The following is a 23,918-nucleotide window of genomic DNA, read 5'->3' as shown; positions in this document are numbered from 1 at the left end:
CTCGTGGGGGCGAATGGCGCAGACGCAGGCTCATCGCGTCAGGACGGGAGCACGATTCCACCGGAAGCACCGGTGGAGCGACGAGAGAGGAAACGATCCGGATCGTCGCCAGGCGCTCTTGCCAAGGGCCCGAGCCGCCACATCGCCCGAAGAAGGATCCACGCCGCCGCAAGCATCATGCCCATCAAGGCGCCGAAAACCGCCCATGCCAACTGCCCCGTCAAGGATCTGCGCGCCTGGGGCGGCTGCGCAACGGAGACGATCCGGACCGAGCCAGGATCGATGCGCCCGAATTCGCTCGCCTGCAAGGCGCGCGTCTTGAAGGATTCGAGCAGCGTGCGGTTCGCCTCCACTTCCTGCTCCAGAGTCCGCATCTCGATCTTCGCCTGCTGCGTCTTGGCAACGGCATCGGAAAGCGAGGCGACCGAACGGGCGACGGCCTGCTCGGTCGTGCGGGCGCGCTCCAGATCGGCGCGCGCGGCGAAGCGGATGCGGTCGAGCTCGATCCGGATGCGCCGGCGGATAGCCTCGACCCTACCCTGCGCTTCAGTCAGCGCCGGATGGCGGTCGCCAAGGCGCGCGGCCAGCGCCGCCAGTTCGTCCTGCGCGGCGTTCTGCCGTTCGATCAGCAGGGTCAGCGACCGCGTGTCGTCATTGGCCCCCAGCATGGACAGATCGCCGCCGGAGGAATCGAGCTGTGCCGCCCGCGAGGTCGCCTGATCTAGGCGGATCTGCGCCGCACTCACCGCGTTGACCGCGTCGGCCAGTTTCTGTTCCACCACCAGCCGGTCACCGGTGCTGATCAGGCCATTGTCGATACGGAAAGCGTTGGCCCGGGTTTCGGCATCGCTCAGCCGCTTGCGCAGCGTGTCGAGGCGGGAAGTCAGTTCTTCGGTCAGGCGACGGGCGGCGGCCGCGCGGTTGGCTGAGTCTTCCTCGATATAGGCCTTGACCACCGCATTGGCCAAACGAGCCGCCGCGGCGGGCGTCCGGGCGGTCGCGGTAACGTCGATGACGAAGCTGCGCTCGGCGCGCTGGACGGTGATGGAACGCTGCAGCGCGGCCAGGGCGGCGGCATTGCCACCCTCCGCGTCCAGGCTCGGGCGCAGTGGCATCGGCTCGACCGGAATCGCTCCTGGTTCCGCCGCATCCTCCTCCGGCGCCAGCTCGTTCATCAGGCTTTCGTCACGCAGGACCTTCGACAGCACCCGCTCCGACGTCAGGATACGCATCTGGCTTTCCACGACGCCGATCTGGCTGTTCGCATCGAACTGCGCCGTCGAGAGATCGCCCGGAAAAACCGGTACGCCGCGCGGGTCGAGCAGGAACTGGGCGGTGGCGGAATAGCGCGGCGGCAGGAAGGACTTCGCAACAAAGCCGAGGCCGCCGAACACGATACCGGCGAGCAGGATCCACCCGATGCCACGACGTAAAGAGGCTGCCAGGACGGCAAGCGCCATCGGCCAGGGCCCCGCTTCGCTTGCCGAAGCCCCGTTGGCTGTTGCGTGGATACGGGGACCGTCAGCCATGAGTGCGGCGGCTCTTCCTCTGGGTTAGTCAGTCCGGCGCTCCGATCCGTCCCAGGGGACCGCCGAACTGCCGTGAAAACGCGAAGACGGACCATCGCCGGTTCCCTAGGGAGCAGCGATGCGAGCGCGCAGGGTAATTGGCGGGCGATTAATTTTCGGTTCAGGCACGGGCATAGCCTGCCCCGGCGCCGGCCAGTGCAGCCTCGACGTGTGCAGGGAAGCGCTTGCAATTCCGCCCGAGCACTATTTCAATAGAATACGCAGATTCCAGACAATTTCCGGCCATTCTCCGCCAGCCGAAGCGGGCGGAACCAGCAGCCTCTGCCACAGACCATACAGACGACCGCAAGCCAGTATTCGCATCGCATCTCGTGACGGCACGTCCCGCCGTCCGATGACGCGATACCGGGGGGCCATGGCAATGACAGGTCATCGCATCCGCATCCTGATCACCGGTGGATCCGGCTTCGTCGGCCGCCCGCTGGTTCGCCTGCTTTCTCGCGACCATGACGTTCTGGTGTATGACGCCCTGCGTTTCGGGCGAGACCGGTTCACCGAGCGCGAACGAGCCCGGATCGACCTGGTGGAGGGCGATGTCCGCGACCCTTCCGCCGTCGAACGAGCCGTCGGCGTCTTTGCGCCCGACGTGATCATCCATCTCGCCGCCGTCCATTTCATTCCGCACTGCGAACAGGACCCCGTCACGGCCATCACGGTCAACATCGCGGGCACGGTCAACCTGCTGTCGGCAGCGCCCAGGGGCTGCCGCTTCGTGCTGGCCAGCAGCGGCGCGGTCTATGGGCCCGACGATGTGCCGCATCGAGAGGATGTCTCGGTGCTGGAACCCAGCGATGTCTACGGACTGACCAAACTTCATGCGGAGGGATATCTGCAGCACTTCACGCGCGCCAAGGGTCTGGCCGGCGTGGCGGCGCGCCTGTTCAACGTGGTGGGACCGGGCGAGACCAATCCGCATCTCCTGCCCGAGATCGCATGGCAGCTGAAGGCAGGCCGGCGCGAGGTTCGCCTCGGCAATATCTGGCCGAAGCGCGACTACATCCATGTCGAGGACGCCGCCGCCGGCTTCGCCGCGCTGGCGCTTCAGGGCGACGTGGCGTCTGGCGAAACCCTGGCCGTCAATCTCGGGACCTCACGCCAGCACTCGGTGGCGGAGATCCTGCAATACATGCGTCAGGCGTCCGGTTTCGACTTTCGCGTCGTGACCGACCCTGCCCGCATCCGGGCCGTCGACCGGCCGTTTCTCGCCGCGGATATCGGCCGGATCGAAACACGCTTCGGCTGGCGCCCGAAACGGACGATCCGGGAGGCCGTGGAGGATCTCTGGCGCCACCCGGACATCCGCGCGGGGCTCTTCCTGCCGGACATTCCGGCTGCGGGAACGGCATGATGCGGATCGCACTGCTCACCGAGCTCTATCCGCCGAGCATCGGCGGCCAGGAACTCTTCTTCGAGGGCCTCGGCCGAACGCTGGTCCACCGGGGCCATAGCGTCGATGTCTTCTGCGTCGCCCATGCCGAGGGGCTGCCGGGGCGGGAGGTGGTCGATGGCGTCACCGTGCATCGCTTTCCCTCCGACCCCGACTACAAGACGCCACCAAGAGCCTGGATGAAGCGCGCCTGGCCGACGATTTTCCGCTACGCCATCTGGACGCGGGGCCGCCTGTCGGAGCGCGCGTACCATCTGGTCATCCTCAACCAATGGCCACTCTTGCACGTGGTGACGCTGCCGGCCGAGCATCGCCGCCAAGCCATCCTGCACTGGTGCGAAGTTCGCGACGGCCGCTTCTATGCGATGCTCCAGAAATGGCTGCCACGGCTGGTGCGATACAATGCGGCGATCAGCGACGCGGTCGCGGGCGCGATCGGAACGGCCTCCGGACGGCCCTTCTTCGTCCTGCCGAGCGGCCTCTCACTCGACGACTATCGCCCGGCGCCAAGATCTACCCGGAGCGGGATCCTGTCGCTCGGCCGCATCGTCGAACACAAGAACCTGCCCCTGCTTGTCGCGACCTTTGAACGGCTGAGGCGGGACGGCTATCCGGGCCGGCTGACCATCGCCGGCGATGGACCTGCCATGCCGGAAGTGCGCCGCGTTGTCGCCGCGTCGCCTGTGGCAGACGCTATCGCCCTTCCCGGCCCGGTGAGCGATGCCGAGAAGGCCAGGCTGCTGGCGCAACATGAGCTGTTCGCCATCGTCAGCCGCCGCGAGGGTTTTCCACGCGTGGTCGCCGAGGCCATGGCCAGCGGCCTTCCGGTCGTCACGGCCGGCTTTGCGGGCAACGGGACCAAGGATGTGCTGATGGCGGCAGGATGCGGTCTCGTCGCCGCGCCGGAACCAGCCGCCCTGGCCGACGCGGCCCGACGCGTGCTCGAGCAATGGCACGATCATGCCGACGCCGGTCGTCGTTTTGCCCAGGGCCTCGACTGGAACGCGATTGCCGCGCGGCTCGAAAGGCAGGTCGGATGGCAGGCCACGCCAGCCGGCGCAGCGCGAGAGGTCGCATCCAGCCATGCCAGCGGCTAGCTTCGTTCTGCGACGGCAAGCACTCGTCGTCCCCGCCGCCAATCTTTCGGTGCGAGCCATCGGGCTGGCGATGCGGCTCGGCCTGGTCGTCTATCTCGCCCGCTTTCTCGGCATGACCGAGGTCGGCCAGTTCGGCCTGATCCAGGGCGCGGCCAGCCTGACCCCGGTCGTGCTCGGCTGGGGCATCACTTATTATCTCGGCCGCGAACTGGTCGGCAAAACGCGGCTCGAGGCCGGCCGGCTGGTGCGCGACCGACTGCTGCTGACGATGGCGAGCGTCGCCGCCGCAGGCGCCTTGCTTGCAGCCCTGATGCTGACGGAGACGATCGAGGCGCCGGGCGCGCTGCCCTGGATCGCCGCCATTCTGTTTCTGGAAGCGCTCGCCTTTGATCTGCACTTCGCCCTGATCAGCGTCGGCAGGCCGATCACCGCCAATTTCCTGCTGTTCGTCCGGTCCGGGCTCTGGGTCTTTCCCGCCGCCGGGCTCGGTCTCGCCCTTCCCGCCTTGCGGACGCTCGACTTCGTGCTTCTATGCTGGACGCTGGCGCTGATCGCCAATTTCATCGCCCTGCTGCCGATTCTCGGCGCCTGGCCGCTCGCCGCCATAGCCCGGGCCCCCATCGACCGCGACTGGATCGCGGCACGGATGCGAGGCAGCAAGCTGATCTATCTGAACGATCTCGGCGTCGTCGGCATGGCCTATCTCGACCGCTATATCGTTCACTCGATGCTCGACCTCCGCGCCACCGGGATCTTCGTCCTGCACTGGGCGGTCGCCAACGCCGTGCATGTTCTCGTGACGGCGGCAACAGTGCAGGTTTCTCTCCCGGTGCTGGTGAGTGCCTACCGGCAAGGCGGCGACCGGCGATGGCGAATCGAACTGCGCACGCTGGGACTGCGGGTTTTGGCGATCGGCGCGCCGCTTTCCCTGCTGGTCTTTGCCGTCGCCGTCCTGGGCCTGCCCGGGCTCCCGGCCGAAGCATTGCCGTTCTCTGCGCCGCTGCTGGCGCTGATGCTGGCTTCTGCCGTGATCCGGCTGCTGGCCGACGCGTTGAACTACGGCCTCTACAGCCGCGGCCTCGACCGTTCACTGGCCTGCATCAATATCCTCGGCGCGGTCGTTGCCGTGCTACTCAGCCTCGCCCTTCTGCCCATGCTTGGGCTCGTCGGGGTGGGACTGGCGATGGTGTTGAATTCGACCTTGCTGCTGGTCGCGCGCGCGGTCGCCCTTTCCGCCCGCGACAGGATTCAACACGCGGAGCGCGCCGGTGGCTAACCGGATACGTCAACGCGTTCTTCACATCCTCCCGGATGGCAGCGCGGGCGGCGGCGCCACTGCGGTCCTCGGGCTCTGTCGCGATCTCGTGGCAACCGGAAACTGGGATGTCGGACTGGTTACCGCGCCCCGTTCGCCCGTCGCGGAGCAGGCAGAGAAGAGCGGCATCGCCTGCCTGCCGCTCGACTTCTTCACCTCCCGGCTTGACTTCCGCCTTGCCAGCCACCTGGCGCAGCAGATGGCGTATTTTCGCCCCGACCTTCTCCACGCCCATGGAGCCCGCGCCGGCCTGCCGTTCTGCCTGCCGTCTCTGTCGAAGACGGTGCCGCTCGCCTACACGGTGCATGGCTTTCACCACGCGAGGAAGTCGCTTCCGCTACGCCATCTGGGCCGTCTCGCCGAAAGGCGGATCTTCGCCCGGGCCGATGCCGTGGTGTTCGTGTCGGACGGCGACCAGATCCAGGCGAAGCGGGAACGGATCCTGTGCGCCGAACATGAGCGGCATTCGGTAATCGCCAATGGCATCGATCCCGCGGAATTCGAGGGCCTTGCCCCCTGTGAGGAGCGCTTCGATCTGGTGTTTGCCGGTCGCGCCCACCGGCAGAAGAATCCCTTCTTCATGGTCGAGATCATGGAAGCGTTGCGCGGTTCCGGCATCCGCCTGCGCATGATCTGCGGCGGCGCGCTGGAACCCTCCCTGCGGGCGCGGATCGCCGCCAGCCCGGCGCGCGACAGCATCGCTTTTTCCGGCGCCCTGCCCCGGCGCGACGTGCTGCGGGCGTTCCTGTCGGCCAAGCTCTATGTGCTTCCCTCGCTGTGGGAGGGGCTCCCGATCGCTCCGATCGAGGCGCTGTATTGCGGCTTACCGGTGATCGCCTCGAATGTTGGGGGAACGGACGAGGTGGTGATCGACGGCGTCAACGGGCGACTGATCGACCGGTTCGATGCGGCGACCTACGCGCATGCGATCCGCGACGTGCTGGGAAACGAAGCGCTTCGCATCCGTCTTGCCACGGAAGGAAAAAAGCGCGTGCAGGCCCACTTTCTTCGCGCCACCCATTCGGCCCGTCACCAGGATCTCTACAGATCCCTGATTCATTGCCCCGAGCATTCTGCCAATGGGAGATAGACGGACGACCCGCCTCACGATGGACATGCCATTGTGGCGAAAGACTGGGCCGATTTGATGGGGAGGAAGTACATTCCGCACCTTACGGAAGGTATCCGACAATTGCTCGCTAACGGCATTTCCAATACAGGTTGTGCCGCCTTCCTGTTTTCCGTCCGGAATTTGCCGCCCATGAACAGCAAGACGCCCGACGGCCGCCGGGATGCCACCAAGGCAAGAGGCCGCGACGCAACGCCCCTGCGATTGAGCGACGCCCCCAGGGCCATCGCTCGCACCGCCGTCTATGCCGGCCTGATCGCGGTCAGCATCCTTTTGTGGTGGGCCATCGGCAAGCTTGCCCTCGGCTGATCGTCAGGCGGGTGTCGGCCGTGTCGCGCTTTCGCGCCTGGCCGCCGCCGCCACGTCACAGCGGAAGCCCGCCACCAGACATTCGAGCGCGGCGCGCAAGGTCTCCGCCAGGGTGGCGTCGAACTCATGGCGCAACCAGTTGTCGAGCATGCCCGACATGAAACAGCGCAGCGTCATCGAGGCGGAGCAGGCGGTCCAGCCCCGTCCCAGTTGCCCATCCGCCTCGGCCGCCTCGAAGGCGCGACGGAAATTGGCATCCATGGCCTCATGCATCTCCTGCTGCCAGACCAACGCCTCCTGCATTTCGCCGACATACTCGCAGCGCGTAACGACGATCTTGTAGACCTTCCGGGTGTGATCGTCGGTCGCGAACAGTTCGATGACTTCCATCCCCCAGTCGAGGACGCTCCGGAGCGGCTCCGCACCGCCCTCGAACGCCCGGGCGACAACGGCGTCATGAATGCCGTGGACGCGCCGGATGATGGCGCCCAGCAATTCCTGCTTGTTGGCGAAATGCCAGTAGATCGCGCCCCGGGTGACACCGGCCTCGGCAGCGATCTTCTCCATGGAGGCACGGGAAACGCCGATCTCGACGAAAACGGTTTCGGCGGCATCCATGATGCGTTGCCGAGTTTCCTCAGACTCCGATTTCGTCCGCCTCATTCATACGGCTCCCTTTACATACAATGCTGTTTGTATATATGCTGTGCTGCAATAGATCCAGACATCTCTTTTTGCGGTGCAAAAGCATGCGTTTGTCGTTCCCCTCCCGTCGAACCATAGCCGTGCTGCTCACGGGCGCCAGTCTGCTGGCCCTGCCGGCATCGGCCATTGCCCAGGCGCCGGCCGCCCCGCCGCCGCCCAGCGTCGAACTGACCACCGTGAATGCCCGCGAGGTGCCGCTGCGCTACAGCTATGCCGGGCGCGTCTCCGCTTTCCGCGAAGTCCAGGTCCGGGCCCAGGTCGGCGGCATCCTGATGGAGCGCGCCTATGTCGAAGGCGCCAGGGTGAAGGCTGGCGACGTATTGTTCCGCGTCGACCCCAAGACCTATGAGGCGGAAGTCGCCCGGGCGGACGCGCAGTTGCAGACCGCGCAGGCTCAGCTTGCCCAGGCCACGCGCGACAAGGCCCGTGCGGTGGAACTGTTCGCCCGCCAGGTCGGATCGCAGAAGACGCGCGATGACGCGCTTTCCGCCGTCGACCTCGCCGAGGCCGCCGTGGCCGCCGCCAAGGCGCAGCTGAAGGCCGCCCAGATCAATCTCGACTATGCGACGGTCCGCGCCCCGATCGACGGCGTCACCAGTCTCGACGTGGTCCCGGAAGGTAGCCTGATCGGCGTCGGCACCACCGACAGCCTGCTGACCACCATCAGCCAGCTCGATCCGGTCTATGTGAACTTCTCCTTCACCGATGCGAACGCCGCCGAACTGCGCAGCATCACCGATGCCCAGAAGGCGCAATCGGGCGACGCCAAGCTGACGGCGACCATCACCTTTGGCGATGGCCGGGTCTACGACAAGCCGGGCGAGATAGACTTCACCTCGTCCAGCATCGATGTCCAGACCGGCACGATCCGCTCGCGCGCCGTGTTCCCCAATCCCGATCTCTATCTGATCCCGGGCCAATTCGTGCGGGTCACCATTTCGGGCATGTCGCTTGCCTCGGCGATCGTGGTTCCCGAAATCGCCGTGCTGCAGGGGCCACAGGGCAAGTTCGTCTACACCGTCGACGACAAGAACGTCGCCGCCATGGCGCCGGTCACCCTCGGCCAGTCGGTCGAGGGCGGCTGGATCGTCACCGAAGGGCTGAAATCGGGCGACCACGTCGTCACCTCCGGCGTGATCAAGGTCCGCCCCGGCGCGCCGGTCGCGGCTGCCAAGACGATCGTCCAGACTGCGCAGGCGAACTGATGAACCGCTTCTTCGTCGAACGGCCGGTCTTCGCCGCCGTCATCTCGATCGTCATCGTGCTGGCGGGCATCCTCGCCATGCGCGCGCTGCCGATCGCCCAGTATCCCGAGCTGACGCCGCCGCAGGTGGTCGTCACCGCAACCTATCCCGGCGCCAGCGCCGACGTATTGACCCAGACGGTCGCGGCGCCGCTCGAAGAGCAGATCAACGGCGTCGAAGACATGCTCTACATGCAGTCGATCAATTCGGGCTCCGGCTCGACGCGCCTGATCGTGACCTTCGCAACCGGCACGGATGCCGACCAGGCGACGATCAACGTCAACAACCGCGTCCAGCGCGCGCTTTCGGCGCTGCCCTCGGAGGTGCAGCGTCTGGGCGTCACCGTCAACAAGCAGTCGAGCTCGATCCTCGCGGTCATCGCGCTGACCTCCGACAATCCGCAATACGATTCCGTCTATCTCGCCAATTATGCGCTGCTGAACGTCATCGACGAACTGAAGCGCACGGCGGGTGTTGGCGAGGCGAACCTGTTCAGCCGCGAGAACTATGCCATGCGCGTCTGGCTGCGGCCGGACAAGCTGGCGCAGTTCGGCCTGACGACCGACGACGTCGCCACCGCCATCCGCGAACAGAACCAGCAATATGCCGCCGGCCGCGTCGGCGATCCGCCGACTGAAGGCAAGCTGACCTATTCCTACGCCGTGACCACCGACGGCCGCCTGCCCGATGCCGAAGCGTTCGGCGACATCATCCTGCGCTCGGATTCCAACGGATCGACGCTGCGGCTGCGCGACGTCGCCCGCATCGACCTCGGCGCGCAGGACTATGGCTTCAAGGCCATCCTGAACGGCCAGCCGACCGTGCCGATCGGCATTTATCTACAGCCGGGTGCCAACGCGCTGAACACGATCGAAGCGGTCAGGGCCAAGCTGGACGAGATCCAGACGCGGATGCCGGAAGGCGTCAGCTACAAGATCCCCTATGACACCACGCTGTTCGTGCAGGCCTCGATCGACGAGGTGATCAAGACCTTCATCGAGGCGCTGGTCCTCGTGGTGGTCGTTGTCTTCATCTTCCTGCAGAACTGGCGGGCGACGCTGATCCCGCTGATCGCCGTGCCGGTATCGATCCTCGGCACCTTCGCCGGCATGTATCTGCTCGGCTTCTCGATCAATCTGCTGACCCTGTTCGGCCTGGTGCTGGCGATCGGCATCGTGGTCGACGACGCCATCGTCGTGCTCGAAAACGTCGAGCGCATCATGACGACGGAGAAGCTGCCGCCGCGCGAGGCGACCATCAAGGCGATGGGCGAAGTGACGGGCCCCGTCATCGCCATCGTGCTGGTGCTCGTCTCCGTGTTCGTGCCGGTGGCCTTCATGGGCGGCCTGGCGGGCGAAATGTATCGCCAGTTCGCCATCACCATCGCCGTCTCCGTCACCCTCTCGGGCATCGTCGCCCTGACGCTGACGCCGGCGCTCTGCGCCCTGCTGCTGAAGCCGGGCCATCATGAGCCGATCCTGCCGTTCCGCCTGTTCAACCGCTTCTTCGACTGGCTAACCCGCGGCTACACGGCTGGCGTTCGCTTCTTCCTGAAGCGGGCCCTGCTCGGCATCGCGCTGTTTGCCATCATGGTCGGCGCGATGGGTTATCTGGCCATGAAGATCCCCGGCGCCCTCGTGCCGGAAGAAGACCAGGGCGTCATCCTGACAGTCGGCATCTTGCCTCCGGCAGCGGCGCTGTCGCGCACCAGCGACGTGATGTCGACGGTGAGCGACAACGTGTCGAAGCATCCGGCGGTCCAGAGCATCCTGGCCTTCTCGGGCTTCGACCTGCTCGCCGGCTCCAATTCGCCCAGCGCCGGCGCCGCCTTCGTCAAGCTGAAGGACTGGTCAGAGCGGACGACGCCGGATCTCGACGCCCGCGCCATGCCCGGCCAGGTGATGGGCATGAATGCCGGCATCCAGGACGGCATGGTGCTGGCCTTCAACCCGCCGCCGATCCAGGGTCTCAGCACGACGGGCGGCTTCGAACTCTACGTCCAGGACCGCGCCGGCGCGGGTACGCCGCAGTTGCTGGCGACGACCCAGGCGCTGGTCGAGGCGGCAGCCAAGCGGCCGGAACTCGCCGGTGTGCGCACGACGCTGGCTACCAACGTGCCGCAGTACAAGATCAACGTCGACCGCGAGAAGGCCAAGGCCCTCGGCGTGCCGCTGACCTCGATCTTCGCCACCATGCAGGCGACCTTCGGCAGCCTGTATGTCAACGACTTCACGCTCTATGGCCGCAACTTCCAGGTCAAGCTGCAGTCGGAGGCGAACTTCCGCGAGAAGCCGGAAGACCTGCGCCAGGTCTTCGTCCGGGCCGACAGCGGCAGCATGATCCCGCTTGATGCGCTGGTGCATGTCGACCGCACGATCGGTCCGGACCTGCTGGAACGCTTCAACAACTTCCCGGCGGCGAAGGTAATGGGCAATCCGGCGCCGGGCTATTCCTCCGGCCAGGCGCTCGCCGCCATCCGCGAGGTCGCGGCGGAGGCGCTGCCGCTCAACTATACGGTGGCGTGGACCGGCTCGGCCTATCAGGAAATCGCCACCGGCGGTTCGGGCCAGCAGGCGCTGATCTTCGGCATCATCATGGTGTTCCTGATCCTCGCCGCCCAGTACGAACGCTGGTCGCTGCCGCTCGCGGTCATCCTGGCGGTGCCGTTCGCCCTGTTTGGCGCTCTTCTCGCCATCTGGCTGCGCGGGCTCAGCAACGACGTCTATTTCCAGATCGGCCTGGTTACGCTGATCGGCCTTGCCGCGAAGAACGCGATCCTGATCGTCGAATTCGCGGTCATCAAGCGCGAGGAAGGCATGAGCGCCTTCGACGCGGCGCTGGAGGCGGCGCGCCTGCGCTTCCGTCCGATCATCATGACGTCGCTCGCCTTCATCCTGGGCGTGCTGCCGCTGGCGATCTCGACGGGCGCCGGCTCGGCCAGCCGGCATTCGATCGGCACCGGCGTCATCGGCGGCATGCTGGCGGCGACCTTCATCGCCATCTTCTTCATCCCGCTGTTCTACAAGCTGATCGGCGGCGGCAAGGACAAGAAGGTCGAGGCGACCGCACCCGTGGCTCCCACAGCTGCGCCCCACCAGGCCTGAGGCGTCAACGCCTCAAGCTGCCCAACAAAAAGGGGCGACGCCGTCGGCGTCGCCCCTTTTTCATGCCTGGATGCCGCTCCCATCGCGGCGCGGCGATCGCTCAGATGTAGCGCGGATAGGCGTCCGCGTCGGGCGCGTTGGCCCAACTCATCAGCGTCTGGCCGCCGTCGATCAGCAGTTCCGAGCCGGTGACGTGGCGCGCATCGTCGCTGGCGAGAAAAGCCACCACCGCCGCCACATCCTCCGGCTGGCCGATGCGGCGCAGCGGAATACGGTCGGAGAAGCGCTTGGTGCTCGCCTCGAAGGCGGCCTGGTCGGCGGCCGGCACGCCCAGCGTCGTCTGAATGACGCCCGGGCAGACAGCGTTGACGCGGATGCCATAGGGCGCGCAGTCAAGTGCCGCCACCTTGGTGAGGCCAACCACCGCATGCTTGCTGGCCGTATAGGGCGAACCGCCCGACAGCACATCCCAGCCGGCCATGGACGAGCCCATGTTGACGATCGCGCCGCCCTGCTTCTGGGCGATCATGATGCGAACCACGGCCTGCTGCACGATGAAGATGCCGCGCAGGTTGATGCGCAGCACGCGGTCCCACTCTTCCAGCGCCAGCTCGGGGATCGGCGCGGGGGTGCCGGAGATGCCGGCATTGTTGAACAGGATGTCGATCCGGCCGAAATGCTCGACGACGGCGGCAAGCGCCACGTCGACGGCCGCCGGATCAGTCACGTCCGCCGAAACGGCAAACGCCCGGTCGCCCAGTTCCGCCGCCAGCGCCGACGCGCGCGGGCCGTCCTGGTCGAGGATCGCCACGCCGCGCGCGCCATCCTCCAGGAAGCGTCGAACGGCAGCCTGGCCGATCGCGCCGGCTCCGCCCGTCACCAGGACGATCTTGTCCATGAACCTCGTCATGACGGTCTCCAATCAGCTTGTGGGATAGTCGCGCCAGGAATGACGGGGCTCGTAGCCCAGCGTCCGGCGCGCATTGTCGAGATCGAACGTGCTGGCGAAGCCCGGCATCGGGTTGCGCGTCACGTTCGGGAAGGCGCGCTCGGCCAGTTCCGCCGTCGGCTCGTCCATGTAGCTGTCGGCGGCGCTGATCATGACGCGGGCATGGCCTTCGACGGGCGCCTGCAGCGCCAGCAGGAAGGCTTCCGCCGCGTCGCGTGCGTCGATATAGGACCAGAGATCGCGGCCGGCATCGCCCGAGGCGCGGCGAGGACCGATCTGGCCGGCGAAGCCTTCGGGCGTCTGTACCCAGGGCATCCGCAGGCTGACGGCCGTGAACGCGCCGCGCGCGACCGCCGCCTGCACCATTTCCTCGCCAAGCCACTTCGAAAGCCCATAGGCATCCTGCGGGCCGGCCGGGTGATTGTCGTCGATCGGCAGATAGAGCTGCTTCGGCCAGTGGGTGAAGAACGGGTAGCCGAAAATGCTGAACGAAGAAGCGTAGACGAAGCGGGTCGCGCCCGAGAGCGCCGATGCCTCGATGACGTTGTAGGCCAGCGCCATGTTGGTCTGGAACACCTCCGCCGCCGCGCGCCCGGTCGGGCGCGGAATGGCCGCGATGTGGAAGACGGCGTCGGCATCGCGCACCAGCTGCAACGCGATGCCGAGATCGGTCAGGTCGGCGGTGACATGTCGCCAGCCGCTCCCGGCCGGTGGCGGCACGCTATCGACGCCGAGCACCTCGTAGCCGGCGGCAACGGCAGCCGCGGCGACATGCCGGCCGAGCAGGCCGCTGGAACCCGTGATGACGATCCGCATCAGTTTTGCACCTTCGGACGGGGCGGCAGCGCCTGGATGATGGCCTGCGCCAGCTTCAGATCTTCGAGACCGCCTTCAAGGCCGGTGCGCGGGGCGGTGCCATTCTCGATGCAATCGATGAAGTGGAGCCACTGCTGGCGGAACGCCGTGTCGGGCTTGCCGGGAAGGATGGTCTCGGACGGACCGTTGCCGCGCGGCTCGCGGATGGTCACGGTCGCGGCGGTGTTGCGGATGTACGGATTCTGGAAATCGACCCGCACTTCGTCATGTTTGCCATAGGCCGCGATCCATTCATCCCACCACTCATACTGCGCGCCGAACGAGACCTCTAACACGCACGGTACGCCATTGGCGAAATTGAGCAGCGCGAAAATGTGGTTGGGATCGACCGCCTTGGCGTATTCGACGCTTTCGGCGACGCCGAAGGCACCGCGCAGGACGGCGAGGTTATGGCTGCCGAGCATCAGCAGCATCAGATAGGTGTCCTTGTAGCCGGCATGGTCGGGACCCAGCGACGCCTCGATACGGGCATCCGCCAAAGCGCGACCGGCAGCAAGGCTGGCCGGATCGACGTCGCTGCCGCGAACCTGCGTATAGAGGCTCTGGTAGCGGTCGAAGCGGCCGGCGAAATTGTGCACGTGGATCTGCTTCAGCGCCTCGATCGAAGCCATGCGCTCGATGCCCAGCACATAGCCGGGATCATAGAGCTTCATGTAGCCGACGAGACCCAGCACGCCCTTGGCCCTGGCCTTCTCGACCAGCGGCGCGGCTTCCTCAGCGGTGAAGGCCAGCGGCTTCTCGACGGTGAAGTGCTTGCCGGCGGCGATCACGTCCTCGATGATCGGGCCATGGTCATAGGTGCAGATCACCACGACGTCGACGGCGGGATCGTTGATCAGATCGTGGTGGTCGGTGTAGCGGCCTGCGACGCCATAGGCATCGCCGAGGCTGTCGACCACCTGACGGGAGAGGTCACACAGGGCTGCGATCTCGAGTTCGGGCAGTTCCTTGATGATGGGAAGATGCATGAGCTGGGCAATCTCGCCGCAGCCCACGACGCCGACACCGATCTTACGCTTGGTCATTCTCAGGCCTTCACTGCGCCGGCGGTCAGGCCGGCAATAAACTGCCGCTGCATGAGCACGAACAGGAGGATCACCGGCAGGGTGGTGATCATCAACGCTGCGAAATAGAGGTTCCACAGGGAGTCGTACTGCTGGAAGAAATTGACCAGCCCGAGCGGGATGGTCTGCACCGCCGGCTGCCGCAGCAGCAGGAAGGCGAGGAAGAAGTCGTTCCAGACCTCGATGAAGCCGAAGATGATGATCAGCGCCATGCCGGGACGGGCGAGCGGCAGCATGATCCGCACCAGGATCGCCACCCGCCCTGCCCCGTCGACCCGCGCCGCGTCCTCCAGATCGAACGGCAGCGACAGGAAGAAGCTGCGCATGATGAAGATCGAAAGCGGCATGATCGACGCGGCATAGATGAAGGAAATGCCGATGGTCGAATTGATGATGCCGAGGTCGCGCGCCACCATGAAAAGCGGGATCGCCAGCACCTGCGGCGGCACCAGCATCGAGCCGACCACCAGGCCGGTGACGATGTTCCGACCCGGAAAGCGGAGCCGCGCCAACGCATAGCTGCAGGGCGTCACCACCAGGATCAGGATCGCCAGAGACAGCGCCGTCACCGTGACGCTGTTGACGATGCGCGTCCCCATCTCGGCCATCTGCCAGGCCTGGATGTAGTTGTCTAGAATCGGGCTGGTCGGCGGGCCCCAGACATTGTTGATCAGCTCGGACTTGGTCTTCAGCGAGCCGAAAAGCACCCAGAGCAGCGGGTACAGAGTCTGGAACAGGACGATCGCGAGGGCGGCATAGATGCCTATGCGCTCCAGCGCGGCGGTGAAGGCGCGGGAGGAATCGGGGGGGACGTCACGGGTGGAGGACATAGTCATCAGACCTTGAACCTCGTGCGGCCAAGCCAATAGACGAGAATGGCGCAGATGCCGCCGACCAGGACGAACAGCGCGTAGCCCATCGCCGCCGCATAGCCCATCTGGCTATTGGTGAAGGCCGCCTTGACCATGGCGGTGATCACGACCTCGGTGGCATGGTTGGGGCCGCCCTGCGTCAGCACATGAACGATGTCGAAATTGCGCACGAACGCGCCGGAGAGGCTGAGGATCGTGTTGATGAAGATCACCGGCACCATCAGCGGCAGCGTGATGTGCCAGAGCCGGCGGCGCGCATTGGCGCCATCGATCCGGGCCGCCTCATAGAGCTCGGACGGGATGGTCTGCAGACCGGCCAGATAGATCACGGCGTGGAAGCCGAGCCATTTCCAGACATCGACGACGATGACGGCATAGAGCGCGACATTGGCATCGCCGAGCCAGCTACGCTTCCAGGACGCCAGGCCCACGAATTCCAGCCCGGCATTGAGCAGGCCGAATACCGGATTGTAGATCCAGGCCCAGAGCAGGCCCGCGGCGACGAAGGAGATCGTCACCGGCACGAACACCGAGGCGCGGATGAAGCCTCGCAGGAAGGTGACGCGGTTCAGCAGCAGCGCCAGCGCCAGACCCAGAATGTTCTTGGCCAGGATGCTGACGATGACGAAGATGAAGCTGTTCTTCAGCGCGAGGAGAAAGACACCGTCCTTCATCAGCCGCCAATAGTTGCCGAGGCCGATGAAACGCGGGTCGGAAAAGCCGTCCCAGCGCTGGAACGAAAGCCAGAATCCGCTGACGAAGGGCCAGAGGAAGAACAGCGCGAACAGGATGCCGGCCGGCAACATCATCATCGCCGCGACAAACCCGTCGCTGCGTCCCAGCCGCCTCGCAAGCGAGACGTGCGGGATCGCGGGAGATTTCGAGGTCAACGCTGCCGGCACCGCCATGGCTTAAGCCCGCGCGTCGGGCGTGAGCACGAGGCCGAGCGTGTTCTTGAGATAATCGATGCTTTCGAGCGTGCTCTGCTCGGCGGTCTTCTGCGAGGCATCGAGTTCGACGATGGCGAGGCCAGCATAGTCGGCGTCGAGCAGCTCCTTGACGATCCCCTTCAGGTCGACGACGCCGGCGCCCAGTTCGCAGAAGGCGGCATAGCGGTCATAGCCCTTGAAGGCCGGATCGACCTTGGTGTCCTTCAAATGCATGTAGCGGATGGCGGAGATGTAGGTCTTCACCGCGTCGACCGGGTCGGAATAGGTCTGCGCCAGATGGGCCGGGTCGATGCAGAGGCCGGCGACGGAGGTGTCGAGCACGTCCATCAGGCGATCGAGCTGTTCGCGCGTCTCGACGAAGGTGTCGAGATGTGGGTGGTAGACCGTGTCGATGCCGAGATCCTTGGTGCGACGGCCGATATCCTCGAGCGAGCGGGCGAAATCGCGATAGTCCTGCGCGTCATGCGCATTGCCGGAAGCAACCGACGGTCCGCCGCCCAGCACCAGCACCGGCGCATCGAAACCCTTGAGCAGACGGGCGAGCGACAGCAGGACGTCACGCTCATATTCCCAGGCGACCGGATTGACGAAGACGGCGTTGACGTAGAGCGACGACAGGCGGATGCCGAGTTCGCTCTGCGCCTTCGACAGGATCGCATAGCGGCGCAGGATGTCGGTATCGGTGGTGACACCCATCGGCGCCTGGTGGCCGAGCTGCATGTATTTGCGCGCGAACTGATCCGACAGGCTGGTGAAGGCCAGGATCTCGAACCAGCCAAAGCCCTGATCCGCCAGGAACTTCAAGGCCGGCTGCAGCGGCAGCCCTTCGAGGTCCCAGCTGTTCAGATGATAGCCGATGGAGAAACGCTGCGGCTTGGCGCTCAGGGTGGTCATGATCTTGTCCTTGTCGATGATCCGTTTCGGGCGGCATGCGTCCGATCAACCGGCGAGCCCCGGCTTTCCGATGATGCCGGGGCTCGCTCGCGGGTTGGGAGACTTAGTCCTGCGGCGGCCAGTTGCCCTGGGCGACGAGGTCGTCATAGACGGCCTGCACGGCATCCGCCGCCTGCTGCGGGGTCAACTGCCCGCCCACGACGCCGGCGATCGACGACGAGACGGCCGTGGCGATTTCGGCCGGCCAGACCCAGTCGAGGAACTTGACCGTGTTGGGGAAAGCACTGGCGCGCAGGTCCTTGGCATAGGCGTCCTCGACGACCGGGACCCCCTTGACCGAGGTTGCCAGCGGCTGCTCGGGCTCGAGATAGAGCGTCGCGACCTCGGGCTGGGTCAGGTAGGCCATGAAGGCGACGGCCGGCGCAACCTTCTCGGGCGCAATCGTCGCCGACATGCACATGCCGTTGTCGGCGCCGCCGCCATGCTTCGGATCGCCAGGCGTGCCGGCCATTTTCGGGAAGGCGAAGGTGCCCCACTCGAAGTCATGCACGCTTTCCTGCAGCGACGGGACTTCCCACGTGCCGCCGTAGTACATGGCGCTCTTGCCGCTCGCGAAGGCCGAGCGCATGCCGTCCTGGTCGACGGCGAGCGAGTCCTTGGACAGGATTCCGTCATCCACCCATGTCTTGATCAGGTCGAAGGCGGCAACGCCGTCGGGATCGTTGAACTTCGCCTTGCCGTCCAGGATCGCCGTGGTGCGGCCGATCGGGTCACCGGAGGCCTGGGCGAAGGTCTCGAAGTACCACATCGGCCACATCGGCGTGTTGGAGCCCTGGTGCAGCAGCGGGATCATCCCGGCCGCGGCAAGCTTCGGCGCAGCGGCCTTCAGGTCCTCATAGCTCGGCGGCACCGGAATGCTGAGATCGGCGAAGACCTTCTTGTTGTAGAAGATCGCCGAGGTCGACATCGTCGTGATCGGCACGGCGTAGACTTCGCCGCGCACGGTGAAGGCGCCGATCGCCGGCTGGTCGAGATTGGCGGAAAACGCCTCGATCTCCTTGGTGATCGGACGAACCAGGCCGCGGCGGACATAGGCGCCGTTGGTGTAGAAGGCCGAGCACGCGATCAGGTCCATTTCCTGATTGGCGAGACGCGCGGTCATCAGGCGCTGGACATCGTTGGCCTGCGGGCCCTGGGCGTCCCACTCGACGGCCTTGACCTCGGGATGCGCCGCGAGGAAGCCAGAAATCACCTTGTCCTGGATGGCCTTCTGCACGTCGGGCGTCTGACGCGGGGCCAATTTATTGAGCGCCGAGCCGCCGAACACCTTGAGGGTGACACCCTCGGCGCTGGCAATCGACGGAGACAAGGCAGCCAGAACGGTCATGGCACTGGCTAGCATCAGGCGCGAAACGGTTAGCTTGCGAATGAGCATGGAAGTCCCTCCGATCAATGACGAGAACCGGTCCCCTCGACCGCTCCATTCATTGATAGTCATACAATAATCAGATCGAATCCCGGCCTTTGTCAATGCATCTGGAGGTGCGCAGCTCATTTTCGGAATCTGCATTAAAATCAGTCAGATAAGGTTTGGAGTTGATCGCATTTTGCCCAACTTGCCTTGGTTGACACGACGGGAGTAATATACTTACTAGCCAAATAAAGTTCTTGGAGCTGAGGGCTGGATGGATCGCTGCATGAACGCCGGCGATGCAGCGAAACCCGCATGGAGGATCATATGAGTGCTGACGTTTTCTCGGATCATCGCCATGGCGAGACCCTGACCCTCGACCCGGCCCGCACGGCGGTCATCGTCGTCGACATGATCAACGAATTCTGCAAGCCGGGCGGCGCCATGGTGCTGCCGGGCTACGAAAGACTGGTGCCGCAGCAACTCGAGGTGATCGAAGCTGCGCGTGCCGTCGGCGCACCGGTCTTCTGGGTCCATGACGTGCACCGCGCCAACATGCGCCGCGACCGCGAATGGGTGAAACGCACCCCGCATTGCGTCGAAGGCACGTGGGGCACGGAGATCATCGAGGACCTTGGCGCTCGCGCCGACGAGATCCACATCATCAAGCGCCGCTATTCGGCCTTCTTCCAGACCGATCTCGACATGACCCTGAAGGACATGCAGATCTCGCAGCTCGTCGTGTTCGGCGTCGTGACCAATATCTGCGTCCGCTCGACCGTGCATGACGCCTTCTTCATCGGCTATGACGTCGCCGTCCCGCAGGATTGCTGCGCCGCAACCGGCGCGCGCGAGCAGGAAAGCTCGCTCTATGATATCGCGACCCATTTCGGCGTTGTGACGAACGCCGCCGACGTGGTTGCATCCCTCAAGGATGGTCTTGCGCTGCGTCAGGTTTAAGGATTTTCTGAACGCCAAAGTGGCAAGGGGCTACACCTATTGATTGAAAACACGAGCCAGGACAGCGAGGCCAGTGACGAGCCCGTTGCAGGCACAAGCTATAGCCGGGCGCAGATCGACGACATGATCGCCGCGACCGGCTACGATCTGGATCACCATCCGGCCCATATCATCCGGAAGGTGCACCAGCGCGCCACGACCTGCTTCCAGCAGATCATGGCAGGCGAGGACCTGACGCCGACGCAGTTCGCAGCACTTGCCACCATTCTGCGGCACGGCGACGTTTCGCAGAACCATCTCGGCCGGTTGACCGCCATGGACCCGTCGACGATCAGCCTGGTGGTGCGCAAGCTCCGCAAGCTGGGGCTGGTGACGCGCGGCACGTCGAGTACCGACCAGCGGATGGTGATCATCACGCTGACGGACAAGGGCGTCGACTACACGCTCGACCGGCTGAGCAAGAGCAAGGAAGCCGGCACCCGGCTTCTGGCGCCGCTTTCCGCGGCCGAACAGGCGCTGCTGCTCGAATTGCTGCAGCGCATCAGCGACGACTGATCGACGCCTCGTCCCCGACCTGTTGCAGCAGCCAGCCGCGAAAGCGCATGAAGCCCTCTCTCTGCTGGCTGCGATGGGGATAAATCAGCGTGTAGGGTTGGTCGCCGACCAGGCGCCGCTCCGAAGCCAGCACCAGATCCCCGGCCGCCAGGGCGGCGCGGGCGAGGACTTCCGGCACCAGGGCGACGCCGAGACCGGCGATCGCCGCCTGGACCACCATGTCGAAATGCTGGAAGCGCGCGCCACGCAGGATGGCGCGGCTGTCAAGGCCGGCGTCGCGGAACCAGTCGAGCCAGAGCGTCGGCCGCGTCGATTGCTGCAGTAGCGGCATGTGCGACAATTCGGCGTCCTCGAGGACGCTCCTGCCCTCCAGAAGCGACGGCGCGGCGAGAACGACGAGTTGCTCCTCCATCAGCATGTCGGCATGGGCCCCCGGCGGGCGATGATCGCCACGCTGGATGGCAGCATCGAAGCCATCCGCCTCGAAATCGACCACGTCCAGCCGGGCGGAGATGTCGAAGGTGAGATTGGGCGCGACGCTTCGATAGGCCGCAAGTCGGGGCACCAGCCAGGTGCTGCCGAACGTCGGCAGCACGGCCAGCCGCAGCACGTCGGCATGGCCGCCGAACGCCATCACCGTCATCGCCGCCTGCTGCAGATCCTCCAGCAGCCGGTCGACATCCCGATGCAGCGCGCGGCCTGCGTCGGAGAGGACCAGCCTTTGCTTGACGCGGTGAAACAGGCGAACGCCGAGCCGCTCCTCCAGCGTACCGACCGAACGGCTGACGGCGCTTTGTGTCAGGTTGAGCGCATGCGCGGCACGCGTGGTTGCCCCCAGCCGCGCACAGGTCGAAAAGGCCTGAAGCTCTGTGATCGTAGGGATATAGCCTTCGCGCATGGCCACCGTTCGTCCTCTGGTTATGATCGGTACTCATCAACTTCGCTGAAAGCCTTGTTATCCCGCCAGGCCGCGATTTGCTAGTTTTTGGGAAACGCGCGGCGCCCTCGCCCCGCATGCCCCGACTGCAGAGGTGACAGCATGTCCGCATCGAACCCCACCCTGAAGGCCAAGGATCAACCGGCGCTGTCGCGCTTCGCCTGGGAAGACCCGTTCCATTTCGAGTCCCAGCTCGACGACGAGGAGCGGATGATCCGCGATACGGCCAAGGCCTTTGCCGTCGACCGGCTGATGCCCCGTGTGGAAAAAGCCTATCTGGACGAGGTTACCGACCCCGAGATCTTCCGCGAGATGGGCGAGATGGGCCTGCTGGGGGTCACCGTGCCGGCCGAATATGGCGGCGTCGGCGCCTCCTACGTTTCCTACGGGCTGGTGGCGCGCGAGGTCGAGCGGGTCGATTCCGGCTATCGCTCGATGATGAGCGTACAGTCGTCGCTGGTGATGTATCCGATCTATGCCTATGGCAGCGAAGCGCAGCGGCAGAAATACCTGCCGAAGCTCGCAACCGGCGAATGGATCGGCTGCTTCGGCCTGACCGAGCCCGACGCCGGCTCCGATCCCGGCGGCATGATCACCAATGCCCGGAAGACCGAGGGCGGCTACGTCCTGAACGGCGCCAAGACCTGGATCTCCAACTCGCCGATCGCCGACGTTTTCATCGTCTGGGCGAAGTCGGAAGCGCATGACGGCGCCATTCGCGGCTTCGTCCTGGAAAAGGGCATGAAGGGCCTCTCCGCCCCGAAGATCGGCGGCAAGCTCTCGCTGCGCGCCTCGATCACCGGCGAGATCGTGCTGGCCGATGTCGAGGTTTCCGAAGAGGCGCTTCTCCCCAACGTATCCGGACTGAAGGGGCCGTTCGGCTGCCTCAACCGCGCCCGCTACGGCATCTCCTGGGGCGTTCTGGGCGCTGCCGAGGATTGCTGGTTCCGCGCCCGCCAGTATGGCCTCGATCGCAAGCAGTTCGGCAAGCCGCTGGCCGGGATGCAGCTCTTCCAGAAGAAGCTCGCCGACATGCAGACGGAGATCGCGCTGGGCCTGCAGGCTTCGCTGCGCGTCGGCCGGCTATTCGACGAGGGCCAGGCGGCGCCCGAGATGGTGTCGCTGGTCAAGCGCAACAACTGCGGCAAGGCGCTCGACATCGCCCGCCAGGCGCGCGACATGCATGGCGGCAACGGCATCCAGATCGAGTACCACGTCATGCGCCACGCGCAGAACCTCGAGACCGTCAACACCTATGAGGGCACGCATGACGTGCACGCGCTGATCCTCGGCCGCGCCCAGACCGGCATCCAGGCCTTCTTCTGATGCAGGCGCTCGCGGGACTGAAGGTCATCGAACTGGCGCGCATCCTGGCTGGCCCCTGGGCCGGCCAAACGCTGGCCGATCTCGGCGCCGACGTCATCAAGGTCGAGAGCCCCGAGGGCGACGACACGCGCAGCTGGGGCCCGCCCTTCATCGAGAACGGCGGCGAGACGTCGGCCGCCTATTTCCATGCCTGCAATCGCGGCAAGCGCTCGATCGTCGCCGATTTCCGCACCCAGGAAGGCGCCGACCTCGTCCGCGCGCTGATCGCCGATGCCGACGTCGTCATCGAGAATTTCAAGGTCGGCGGCCTGCAAAAATACGGGCTCGACTATGCGAGCCTGAAGGCGATCAATCCGCGCCTCGTCTATTGCTCGATCACCGGTTTCGGCCAGACCGGGCCGTATCGCGAGCGCGCCGGCTACGACTTCCTCATCCAGGGCATGGCCGGGATCATGGATCTGACCGGCGATCCCGCCGGCGAGCCGCAGAAGATCGGCGTCGCCTTCTCCGACATTTTCACCGGCCTCTACAGCGTCATCGCCATCCAGGCGGCCTTGGCCCAGCGGGCGCGTACCGGGCTTGGCCAGCACATCGACATGGCGCTGCTCGACACCTCGGTCGGCGTGCTCGCCAACCAGGCGATGAACTTCCTCGCCACCGGCAAGCCGCCGCACCGGCTTGGCAACGCCCACCCCAACATTGCGCCCTACCAGACCTTTGCCGTCGCCGACGGCCATCTGATCCTGGCGGTCGGCAATGACGGCCAGTTCGGCCGTTTCGCCACCGTGATCGGCAAGCCGGAACTGGCCACCGACGCCCGCTTCCTGACCAATTCTCTCCGCGTCGCCAATCGCGCGGCGCTGACGGCGCTGATCGCGGACGAGCTTGCAAACTGGCAGCGCGATCCGCTGCTGGCGAAGCTCGACGTGGCGCATGTGCCGGCCGGCCCGATCAACACGCTCGAAGACGTGTTCACCGACGCGCAGGTCCTGGCGCGGGGCATGCAGATCGATATCGACGGAATTCCGGGCGTGCGTTCGCCGATCACCATGTCTGGCTCGGAACTGGCGCTGACCCGGCGCTCGCCGCGCCTGGGCGAACATGGCGACGAGATCCGGGCGGAGATCTCGGCAAAGGCCTGAGCCAGGCTCGGCCCCAAGCAAGACCCTCACCCAACCCTCTCCCGCCAGCGGGCGAGGGCGAGGGTCTAAACGAGCTGCGGACAGATCCGAGGGCGTCAGAAAC

The 23,918-nt window shown here is 65.5% G+C and carries 21 protein-coding genes; 11 read left to right on the top strand and 10 right to left on the bottom strand.

All coding sequences use genetic code 11. The annotated features are described in order from the left end of the window. Positions 1–38: 38 nt before the first annotated feature. Complete coding sequence (locus OSH10_RS04670) at positions 39–1,460, bottom strand: GumC family protein (protein ID WP_266330444.1); 1,422 nt, start codon at positions 1,458–1,460, stop codon at positions 39–41. Between the two features lie 490 nt (positions 1,461–1,950). Here OSH10_RS04670 and OSH10_RS04665 point away from each other — a divergent pair, with 490 nt between their 5' ends. From OSH10_RS04665 to OSH10_RS04645, 5 genes are read left to right on the top strand one after another with little or no spacing between them, the layout of a single operon-like run. Beyond that, positions 1,951–2,937 (top strand): NAD-dependent epimerase/dehydratase family protein, encoded by a 987-nt coding sequence (locus OSH10_RS04665; RefSeq protein ID WP_266330443.1) that lies wholly within the window; start codon positions 1,951–1,953, stop codon positions 2,935–2,937. Then, positions 2,934–4,073 carry a glycosyltransferase family 4 protein gene (locus tag OSH10_RS04660; protein ID WP_266330442.1) on the top strand — a complete coding sequence of 380 codons (1,140 nt, stop codon included), beginning with the start codon at positions 2,934–2,936 and terminating at the stop codon, positions 4,071–4,073. Before OSH10_RS04665 ends, OSH10_RS04660 begins: the two co-directional genes overlap by 4 nt. After that, a complete protein-coding gene (locus tag OSH10_RS04655) occupies positions 4,060–5,349 on the top strand; it encodes a lipopolysaccharide biosynthesis protein (RefSeq protein WP_266330441.1) in 1,290 nt (429 codons plus the stop codon). The genes OSH10_RS04660 and OSH10_RS04655 overlap by 14 nt, the downstream gene beginning before the upstream one ends. Beyond that, a complete protein-coding gene (locus OSH10_RS04650; RefSeq protein ID WP_266330440.1) occupies positions 5,342–6,478 on the top strand; it encodes a glycosyltransferase family 4 protein in 1,137 nt (378 codons plus the stop codon). The genes OSH10_RS04655 and OSH10_RS04650 overlap by 8 nt, the downstream gene beginning before the upstream one ends. Positions 6,479–6,511: 33 nt before the next feature. Further along, positions 6,512–6,826 carry a hypothetical protein gene (locus tag OSH10_RS04645; RefSeq protein ID WP_266330439.1) on the top strand — a complete coding sequence of 105 codons (315 nt, stop codon included), beginning with the start codon at positions 6,512–6,514 and terminating at the stop codon, positions 6,824–6,826. A gap of 3 nt (positions 6,827–6,829) precedes the next feature. Here OSH10_RS04645 and OSH10_RS04640 read toward each other — a convergent pair whose 3' ends face one another. Beyond that, positions 6,830–7,444 carry a TetR family transcriptional regulator gene (locus OSH10_RS04640; protein ID WP_323181551.1) on the bottom strand — a complete coding sequence of 205 codons (615 nt, stop codon included), beginning with the start codon at positions 7,442–7,444 and terminating at the stop codon, positions 6,830–6,832. A gap of 167 nt (positions 7,445–7,611) precedes the next feature. On the opposite strand from OSH10_RS04640, the gene OSH10_RS04630 reads away from it, so the two are divergent. After that, the gene (locus tag OSH10_RS04630) at positions 7,612–8,736 is read left to right on the top strand and encodes an efflux RND transporter periplasmic adaptor subunit (protein ID WP_266330438.1); all 1,125 of its coding nucleotides are present in this window, start codon (positions 7,612–7,614) and stop codon (positions 8,734–8,736) included. After that, positions 8,736–11,879, top strand: a complete 3,144-nt coding sequence (locus tag OSH10_RS04625; RefSeq protein ID WP_266330437.1) for an efflux RND transporter permease subunit — start codon at positions 8,736–8,738, stop codon at positions 11,877–11,879. Before OSH10_RS04630 ends, OSH10_RS04625 begins: the two co-directional genes overlap by 1 nt. A 100-nt stretch (positions 11,880–11,979) precedes the next feature. On the opposite strand, the gene OSH10_RS04620 is transcribed toward OSH10_RS04625, so the two are convergent. From OSH10_RS04620 to OSH10_RS04590, 7 genes are all read right to left on the bottom strand, one after another. Then, entirely contained in the window at positions 11,980–12,789 is an 810-nt protein-coding gene (locus OSH10_RS04620; RefSeq protein WP_266330436.1) for an SDR family NAD(P)-dependent oxidoreductase, read from the bottom strand. Between the two features lie 12 nt (positions 12,790–12,801). Next, a complete protein-coding gene (locus OSH10_RS04615; RefSeq protein WP_266330435.1) occupies positions 12,802–13,644 on the bottom strand; it encodes an NAD-dependent epimerase/dehydratase family protein in 843 nt (280 codons plus the stop codon). Next, entirely contained in the window at positions 13,644–14,729 is a 1,086-nt protein-coding gene (locus OSH10_RS04610) for a Gfo/Idh/MocA family protein (RefSeq protein WP_266330434.1), read from the bottom strand. The genes OSH10_RS04615 and OSH10_RS04610 overlap by 1 nt, the downstream gene beginning before the upstream one ends. A gap of 2 nt (positions 14,730–14,731) precedes the next feature. Continuing rightward, positions 14,732–15,604, bottom strand: a complete 873-nt coding sequence (locus OSH10_RS04605) for a carbohydrate ABC transporter permease (RefSeq protein WP_266330433.1) — start codon at positions 15,602–15,604, stop codon at positions 14,732–14,734. Continuing rightward, positions 15,604–16,548 carry a carbohydrate ABC transporter permease gene (locus OSH10_RS04600; RefSeq protein ID WP_266330432.1) on the bottom strand — a complete coding sequence of 315 codons (945 nt, stop codon included), beginning with the start codon at positions 16,546–16,548 and terminating at the stop codon, positions 15,604–15,606. Before OSH10_RS04600 ends, OSH10_RS04605 begins: the two co-directional genes overlap by 1 nt. 3 nt (positions 16,549–16,551) lie before the next feature. After that, positions 16,552–17,484 (bottom strand): sugar phosphate isomerase/epimerase family protein, encoded by a 933-nt coding sequence (locus tag OSH10_RS04595; RefSeq protein ID WP_266330431.1) that lies wholly within the window; start codon positions 17,482–17,484, stop codon positions 16,552–16,554. A 103-nt stretch (positions 17,485–17,587) separates the two neighbouring features. After that, positions 17,588–18,919 (bottom strand): extracellular solute-binding protein, encoded by a 1,332-nt coding sequence (locus OSH10_RS04590; protein ID WP_266330430.1) that lies wholly within the window; start codon positions 18,917–18,919, stop codon positions 17,588–17,590. A 303-nt stretch (positions 18,920–19,222) separates the two neighbouring features. Here OSH10_RS04590 and OSH10_RS04585 point away from each other — a divergent pair, with 303 nt between their 5' ends. Continuing rightward, complete coding sequence (locus OSH10_RS04585; RefSeq protein WP_266330429.1) at positions 19,223–19,855, top strand: cysteine hydrolase family protein; 633 nt, start codon at positions 19,223–19,225, stop codon at positions 19,853–19,855. A gap of 39 nt (positions 19,856–19,894) precedes the next feature. Then, positions 19,895–20,410 carry a MarR family winged helix-turn-helix transcriptional regulator gene (locus tag OSH10_RS04580; protein ID WP_407660669.1) on the top strand — a complete coding sequence of 172 codons (516 nt, stop codon included), beginning with the start codon at positions 19,895–19,897 and terminating at the stop codon, positions 20,408–20,410. On the opposite strand, the gene OSH10_RS04575 is transcribed toward OSH10_RS04580, so the two are convergent. Next, positions 20,397–21,308 (bottom strand): LysR substrate-binding domain-containing protein, encoded by a 912-nt coding sequence (locus OSH10_RS04575; protein WP_266330428.1) that lies wholly within the window; start codon positions 21,306–21,308, stop codon positions 20,397–20,399. The genes OSH10_RS04580 and OSH10_RS04575 overlap by 14 nt on opposite strands. Before the next feature lie 186 nt (positions 21,309–21,494). On the opposite strand from OSH10_RS04575, the gene OSH10_RS04570 reads away from it, so the two are divergent. After that, positions 21,495–22,673 (top strand): acyl-CoA dehydrogenase, encoded by a 1,179-nt coding sequence (locus OSH10_RS04570; protein ID WP_266331102.1) that lies wholly within the window; start codon positions 21,495–21,497, stop codon positions 22,671–22,673. After that, entirely contained in the window at positions 22,673–23,815 is a 1,143-nt protein-coding gene (locus OSH10_RS04565; protein ID WP_266330427.1) for a CaiB/BaiF CoA transferase family protein, read from the top strand. Before OSH10_RS04570 ends, OSH10_RS04565 begins: the two co-directional genes overlap by 1 nt. Positions 23,816–23,918: the final 103 nt, after the last annotated feature.

This window comes from Kaistia defluvii (assembly GCF_026343955.1).
Taxonomy (GTDB): domain Bacteria; phylum Pseudomonadota; class Alphaproteobacteria; order Rhizobiales; family Kaistiaceae; genus Kaistia; species Kaistia defluvii.
The sequence above is the reverse complement of the archived record's forward strand: the minus strand, read 5'-3'. Positions and strand labels throughout refer to the sequence as shown.

Coding starts and splice junctions, on each gene's coding strand:
- OSH10_RS04670 (WP_266330444.1), bottom strand. CDS start 1,460: ATGGCGCTTGCCGTCCTGGCAGCCTCTTTACGTCGTGGCATCGGGTGG.
- OSH10_RS04665 (WP_266330443.1), top strand. CDS start 1,951: ATGACAGGTCATCGCATCCGCATCCTGATCACCGGTGGATCCGGCTTC.
- OSH10_RS04660 (WP_266330442.1), top strand. CDS start 2,934: ATGATGCGGATCGCACTGCTCACCGAGCTCTATCCGCCGAGCATCGGC.
- OSH10_RS04655 (WP_266330441.1), top strand. CDS start 4,060: ATGCCAGCGGCTAGCTTCGTTCTGCGACGGCAAGCACTCGTCGTCCCC.
- OSH10_RS04640 (WP_323181551.1), bottom strand. CDS start 7,444: ATGGATGCCGCCGAAACCGTTTTCGTCGAGATCGGCGTTTCCCGTGCC.
- OSH10_RS04625 (WP_266330437.1), top strand. CDS start 8,736: ATGAACCGCTTCTTCGTCGAACGGCCGGTCTTCGCCGCCGTCATCTCG.
- OSH10_RS04620 (WP_266330436.1), bottom strand. CDS start 12,789: ATGACGAGGTTCATGGACAAGATCGTCCTGGTGACGGGCGGAGCCGGC.
- OSH10_RS04615 (WP_266330435.1), bottom strand. CDS start 13,644: ATGCGGATCGTCATCACGGGTTCCAGCGGCCTGCTCGGCCGGCATGTC.
- OSH10_RS04610 (WP_266330434.1), bottom strand. CDS start 14,729: ATGACCAAGCGTAAGATCGGTGTCGGCGTCGTGGGCTGCGGCGAGATT.
- OSH10_RS04605 (WP_266330433.1), bottom strand. CDS start 15,604: ATGACTATGTCCTCCACCCGTGACGTCCCCCCCGATTCCTCCCGCGCC.
- OSH10_RS04600 (WP_266330432.1), bottom strand. CDS start 16,548: ATGGCGGTGCCGGCAGCGTTGACCTCGAAATCTCCCGCGATCCCGCAC.
- OSH10_RS04595 (WP_266330431.1), bottom strand. CDS start 17,484: ATGACCACCCTGAGCGCCAAGCCGCAGCGTTTCTCCATCGGCTATCAT.
- OSH10_RS04590 (WP_266330430.1), bottom strand. CDS start 18,919: ATGCTCATTCGCAAGCTAACCGTTTCGCGCCTGATGCTAGCCAGTGCC.
- OSH10_RS04585 (WP_266330429.1), top strand. CDS start 19,223: ATGAGTGCTGACGTTTTCTCGGATCATCGCCATGGCGAGACCCTGACC.
- OSH10_RS04575 (WP_266330428.1), bottom strand. CDS start 21,308: ATGCGCGAAGGCTATATCCCTACGATCACAGAGCTTCAGGCCTTTTCG.
- OSH10_RS04565 (WP_266330427.1), top strand. CDS start 22,673: ATGCAGGCGCTCGCGGGACTGAAGGTCATCGAACTGGCGCGCATCCTG.